General features: G+C 59.5%; 7 protein-coding genes. 4 read left to right on the top strand and 3 right to left on the bottom strand.

Annotated features, from left to right (window positions below):
- A partial coding sequence (locus tag AWB78_RS41250) for an IS481 family transposase (RefSeq protein WP_062612903.1) occupies positions 1-987 on the top strand: 987 nt, incomplete at its 5' end.
- Positions 984-1,391 (top strand): ATP-binding protein, encoded by a 408-nt coding sequence (locus AWB78_RS41245; RefSeq protein ID WP_232478108.1) that lies wholly within the window; start codon positions 984-986, stop codon positions 1,389-1,391. The genes AWB78_RS41250 and AWB78_RS41245, both read left to right, overlap by 4 nt.
- 86 nt (positions 1,392-1,477) lie before the next feature.
- On the opposite strand, the gene AWB78_RS41240 is transcribed toward AWB78_RS41245, so the two are convergent.
- From AWB78_RS41240 to AWB78_RS41230, 3 genes are read right to left on the bottom strand one after another with little or no spacing between them, the layout of a single operon-like run.
- On the bottom strand, positions 1,478-2,503 hold the full coding sequence (locus AWB78_RS41240; RefSeq protein WP_062612899.1) for a tyrosine-type recombinase/integrase: 1,026 nt from the start codon (positions 2,501-2,503) through the stop codon (positions 1,478-1,480).
- Positions 2,500-3,471 carry a tyrosine-type recombinase/integrase gene (locus AWB78_RS41235; RefSeq protein ID WP_062612897.1) on the bottom strand — a complete coding sequence of 324 codons (972 nt, stop codon included), beginning with the start codon at positions 3,469-3,471 and terminating at the stop codon, positions 2,500-2,502. The genes AWB78_RS41240 and AWB78_RS41235 overlap by 4 nt, the downstream gene beginning before the upstream one ends.
- Positions 3,468-4,715 carry a tyrosine-type recombinase/integrase gene (locus AWB78_RS41230; RefSeq protein ID WP_063959119.1) on the bottom strand — a complete coding sequence of 416 codons (1,248 nt, stop codon included), beginning with the start codon at positions 4,713-4,715 and terminating at the stop codon, positions 3,468-3,470. Before AWB78_RS41230 ends, AWB78_RS41235 begins: the two co-directional genes overlap by 4 nt.
- A gap of 192 nt (positions 4,716-4,907) precedes the next feature.
- Here AWB78_RS41230 and AWB78_RS41225 point away from each other — a divergent pair, with 192 nt between their 5' ends.
- Both AWB78_RS41225 and AWB78_RS41220 read left to right on the top strand, forming a co-directional pair.
- A complete protein-coding gene (locus AWB78_RS41225) occupies positions 4,908-5,336 on the top strand; it encodes a hypothetical protein (protein WP_232478107.1) in 429 nt (142 codons plus the stop codon).
- Position 5,337: 1 nt separating this feature from the next.
- The gene (locus tag AWB78_RS41220; RefSeq protein WP_062612895.1) at positions 5,338-5,553 is read left to right on the top strand and encodes a hypothetical protein; all 216 of its coding nucleotides are present in this window, start codon (positions 5,338-5,340) and stop codon (positions 5,551-5,553) included.
- The last annotated feature ends 172 nt before the right edge of the window (positions 5,554-5,725 follow it).

Here is a 5,725-nt window from a genome sequence, read left to right as displayed (position 1 = left end):
CGTCATACGAGCACCGGCGCGATGCTCGCCCGCGATCGCCTCGAGAAGCTCGAGGTACGCAGCTTCGAGGTCGAGCATGTCAACGCGCTCTGGCATCTCGATTTCCATCACGGCTCGCGCAAGCTGCTCACGCCTAATGGCCAGTGGATCACGCCGATGCTGCTGTGCGTACTCGATGACCGCTCGCGCGTCGTCTGTCACGCGCAATGGTTTCTCGACGAGACCGCACGCAGTCTGATCCATGGGTTGTGTCAGGCGTTTCAGCGTCGTGGCCTGCCACGCGCCCTCATGACCGACAACGGTGCGGCAATGCTTGCCGAAGAAACGACAGCCGGGCTGCTTGCGCTCGGCGTGTTGCATCAGACGACCTTGCCATATTCTCCGTACCAGAACGCCAAGCAGGAGACGTTCTGGGCGCGCATCGAAGGGCGCGTGATGGCCATGCTCGAAGGCGAGTCCAACCTCTCGCTCGAACTGCTCAATCAGGCTACACACGCGTGGATTGAGCGCGAATATCATCACGCGCATCATTCCGAGCTCGGCGCAACGCCGCTCAAACGCTACCTGGCCGGGCCCGATGTGCGGCGCGAGTGCCCCTCGAGCGATGCGCTGCGCGCAGCATTCCGTATCGACGTCACCCGTGCCCAGCGGCGCTCAGATGGTACCGTGAGCTTGGCCGGCACGCGCTTGGAGATTCCGTCGGCCTACCGGCACCTGGAGCGGGTGCAGCTGCGCTACGCGCGCTGGGACCTGAGCCGTGTCGATCTCATCGATGCCGACCGCGGCTCCGTGCTGTGCCCGCTGCGGCCGCTGGACAAGGCCGCCAATGCCGATGGTCAACGCCGCCGACTCGATGTGATCAATGTCGAGCAGCCACCGGCCAGTGCGCCCGGCATCGCGCCGCTACTGCGCCAGTTGCTCGCCGAACATGCGGCGACGGGGCTGCCCCCGGCCTGGATTCCCGCTGACTGGCAGGAGGAGGCATGAGCCAGCGTCTGCAAGCCCTCTATGGCCTGAAGTGGAACCCGTTCTCGCCAGAGCTTCCCCTCGAAGCGCTGTATGTGTCGCCGCGCGTGGAGAACTTCTGTTGGCGTATCGAGAACGCGCTCGTTCGCGAAGGCGGCTTTGCAATGATCCACGGCGAGCCCGGCACCGGCAAGAGCGTGGTTATGCGCGTGCTGGCCGAGAAGCTCGAGCGCCTGACCGATCTGACGGTCGTCTCGATCAATCATCCGCAGAGCAATCTTGCCGACTTCTACCGCGAGATGGGCGACATCTTCGGCCTGGAACTGAAGCCGCACAACCGCTGGGGCGGTTTCAGGTCGCTGCGCGACCGGTGGATGTCGCACCTGCAGAGCACGCGACGACGTCCAATCCTACTCATCGACTAATGTGAAGTACTCGGAGATGTGAAGCCACGAAGCGGAAATCAAGTGTAGACGCTGATTGGGCGCTTCGCGCTCCACATAACAAGCCCTCAAAGCCGACGTAACCATCCGAGAAGATCGGCGGATCCGTGCTTTAGTCGTCCCGGTACCGACGCTCCCAGAACATCCGGAAAGACCTGCGTCAATGCCTGCCGCTTGAGGTCGAGATCTGCGCGCGCGTAAACCATGGTCGTGTTCAAGCTCGCATGCCCAAGCCATTGGCTGATGGTGGCAAAGTCAACGCCAGCCTTCAAAAGCGCGACAGCAGTACTATGCCGAACCGAATGAGGATGAATGCGCTTGTTGCGCAGCGTGTCAACGGTCGTAGTTGCTTCCGCGACATATTTGCGGAGAAGATAGCCGACTCCAAAGCGCGTCAACGTGCCCCCCCGCTCATTGCGAAACAGCGTGGCCTGACTATCCTGTGTATCCGGCAGTGTCCGCGACAGATCGCGCAAAAGCGAAGCAGTGTTGGCCCAGATCGGACAGGTTCTTACTTTGCCACCCTTGCCCAGCAGTCTCACCTGATACGGTGGCTCCGTCCGGATATCGCATCGGCGAAGATTGAGCACTTCCTGGACGCGTGCGCCGGTGTTGAACATCAACGCGAATAACGTGTAGTCGCGTTGGCCCGCACGCGTTGAACGGTCAATCTGGCACAACAGTGCTTTGACCTCGTTGGCTTCCAGATATTCGATCGCACGTTGCGTTGTGCCGCGTTTGAACGGAACACCGAGAACGCGTTGCAACTGGCTCAAGCATTCCGGATGTTCACCGGCGAGGAAATGGGCAAGGCAGTGCAGCGCCGCGAGGCGGGCATTGCGGGTCGAGATGCCGTTACGTCGTTCGCGTTCCAGGAAATCCAGAAACGCGGCCACCTGTTCGGCATTGAGATCGACCATATCGAGCTCCTCCACGGAACGGCCGGTTTGTTCGGAAGCGAAGCGCAGGAATAGAACAACGGCATCGCGATAGCCGTGGATCGTATGAGAGCTCATGCCCCGCAAGTTCGGCAAATACTCCTGGAAGAACCGAACGAGCGCCCTGCCCAAGGTGTTGGATCGATCGGGCTTCATGATGTGCCTCCATCAATCAGGCTGCCGAAGCCGGCCTCAAACTGCTCGCTGGCGGCTTGTGCAAGCGCGGGTGTCAACTGAAGGTAATGTGCGGTTGAGACAATCGATACGTGGCCCATATACATTGACAGCTTGGGTAGTTTGGTCTGCACATCAGACCCCTCCTTGTACCAGCGTAGCAAGGCGCCAATTGCGAAGCTGTGCCGAAGATCCAGGATGCGGGGTTGGCGCCCGTCAGCGTCCTGAATGCGAGCCGAGCGCATCACTTCCGTGAACAGGTGCTGGAATCCTTCTCCTGTATAGCAGTGAAACCCAGCGACACAGTGGCACAACAGCGGGGCATTGGGCGCGCAGTCGAACTGCGCCTGCAAACGCTTGCGCAAATACCGGTGAACTTCCGCGCGCGCATCCTCCGACAATGGTACAAACCGTGATCGGTGGAACTTCGACTCGCGGATATGCAACACGCCTTGCGCCTCGTTCACATCGGCCAGGGTCAACCGTACGAGCTCGCCGCGACGAAGTCCCGCGCTGTAGAGCAAAGCCACCCCCAAGCGACATAGTGCTGGCCGAAGCGGGGATTGCCAGGTGGCGCGAAGTTGATCACAAGCGTCCAGCATCCGGGCCACATCGGTTCCGGAGACGATAACTGGAGGATCATGGGGGCTGCTCCGCGTGAATCGACGTCGATCCGGAACGAAACACTTTGGTTCGGTGCGTTGTCGGAAGCGACACAGCTTGCACACAGTTAGTTGCCGGTGTCGTTGTGTGACTCCTCGCAAGGAGGAGAATGCCTGGCACCACGTCTCGAAGCCCTGCTTGGTCAGGTCGCTGAAGCCATGCTCATTCAGGAATCGACTCAATGCCCGGAGAGTCTGCTCTTCCTTGAAGTAGCGTCGGCCAAGTGCTCGCCAGTGCAGAAGATAGCGCTCGATAGCGAGATCGAGCGGTGTCTGGGAGTGGTTCATGACGAGCTCTCCTGTAGAAAGGTCGTGGTTGCCGAACTCAATGGCAGGCCGACTTCTCTTAGCACCTCCATTTGTAGTCGAAGATAAACGCAAGTGCTTTCCAGCGACCGGTGACCCAACAGGTCGCCAATAGCCTTGACGCCAACGCCCCTGTTCAATAGCCTCATGGCGAAGGCGTGCCGCAGGCTGTAGGCTGAACTCCCTTGTAGGGCCAATCCGCTCGCGAGCATACGGCTCTTATAGATTTCGTTGATCGCGGTAGGACACAATGCAGTTGCGGGCCTATGCGACCTCAGAAACAGGTCTGTTCGACCGCGGACAACCGGCCTGCCGAAGTTCAGATAATGTTTGAGTATGCGGGTAGCGTGAACGGACAACGGAAGGAGAAGCTCTGAGCTGGTCTTACGTTGGTGAACAAGCAACGTCCTTTGCACCCAGTCGATTGAATTCAATTGCAAAGCAGTGATCTCAGCAGGCCGCAAACCATAGTGCGCCATGAGATAGAGAATGGCATGATCGCGGCAGCCAACCATGCTTGACCGATCGATGGAATGAAGTAGCGCGAGAACGCCGCGCCACGGGAGTGCGCGCGGTGGTAATTCATCACGATACGTACGCGGTGTGTCGATCGTACCGATCCGCTCTCGGATGTCACCACGGCCGTGGCAGAACAGGAGGAATGAGCGCAGATGCGCGACCACCTGTTGCAGGCTCTGGCGGTTCATGCGTTCGCCCGAGACAGCGACAAAACGATCCACAGATTGCATCGACAGTTCGGCAAGCGAAGCATCTGGCGAAACCGCGTAGCTCAGGAAGGTCGTGGCCGTACGCATGTGGTTGCCGACTGTCGACGGCGACATGCCGCGCTGATTGACCAGAGAGTCCCGGTACGCATCCAGTAACGTCGCGAAGCGATCATTGCGCGAGATGGGCAGCAAGTGACCTCGCGCCGAAAGGAAGCGTTCGAAGCGGTGCTGCGTATGCCGATACAGCTTCTCCGCCCGCGGATTTGCAGCCGGAAGTGCAAATAGCGCCGCCAGGTCTTCAGGGGAGAACCTTGATTCGGCAGTAACGTTGCCGGCACCCTCGAGTGTCTGTTTTAAACGGAAAAGATGCCGGCGAAGCGCCGTGCCCTTATATGTGTAGCCGTCATCGACGAGCCAATTGGCGAAGTCCTCAAGCACATTGGTGACGGGTGACTGCGTGTAAGGCTGTTGACCTTTGGGAAAGATTTGCTCAAGCATCGTGGCCTCCATCAACGTCCGACGGAAATACCACCATACGCCTGCGGGGTTCAGTTATGTTGAGCCGCGCCGTGCAGTTCGACGGGTGAGCAGGAGGAAATCTACGACACTCAACATCTCGGACTACTTCACATTAGTCGATTGACGTTATGTTCAACGTTAATTGATGAGGCGCAGGAAATGAGTCCCGGCGTGCTCAACGAACTGCGGCTCATGGCTAGCGCCCGCTTCGACTCGCAGCCCCTGCTATGCATCGTCCTTGCCGGTGACACACGCCTGACCGACAAGCTGCGGCGCGATGAACTGCTGCCTCTAGGCAGCCGCATCCGTTCGCGGCTGGCCACCGAAAAAGCGTCGGCCGACGACCTGCAGGCCTGCCTCGAACATCTGCTCGTCAGTGCCGGCGCTCCTCAGCTCATGACGCCGCCGCTGCGCCACACGCTGTGCGAACATGCGCTCGGCAACTACCGTGTGCTCACCACGCTCGCCAACGAGTTGCTCTCCACCGCCGCGCAGCGCGAACTGCCCGAACTCGATGAGAAGCTGTACTTCGACGTCTTTGCCCCTTCAACGTCGTCCTCGCGTCGCACGCCAGCACGTCAACTCAATGGAGCCCGATGACATGTCCCGCATAACACCACCTCGCCCATCCGATGCCTCCCGACACCTGCCGTTGCCTGAGCTCTCCGACGAAGCCGCCTACATGATGCAGTTCTTTATCGAAGACTTCTATCTGTGGTTCAGCCGCGCCTACGCGACCCAGATTCGGCGTTACCACGAGCCCTGGTACAGCGGCCCAACACAGCCGCCGCACCAGACTCTCGACGACCCGTTCTGAAAACGACAACGGGGGCTTCATCGCCCCCGTTTTACTTCGTCTGCCGAACATCATTTAGCTTGCTCATTGGCCCATCGACTTACGTGCTCACGCTCACTTCTTTTTCTGCGATTGCCGACGGGAAAATCCGTTTTGTTTTAACAGTTGCCTGACGGTTCGCACGCTCACCCGT

It is taken from the genome of Caballeronia calidae (genome assembly GCF_900044055.2).
Taxonomy (GTDB): domain Bacteria; phylum Pseudomonadota; class Gammaproteobacteria; order Burkholderiales; family Burkholderiaceae; genus Caballeronia; species Caballeronia calidae.
Note: the sequence above shows the minus strand (reverse complement) of the source record. Positions and strands in the feature narration are given on the sequence as shown.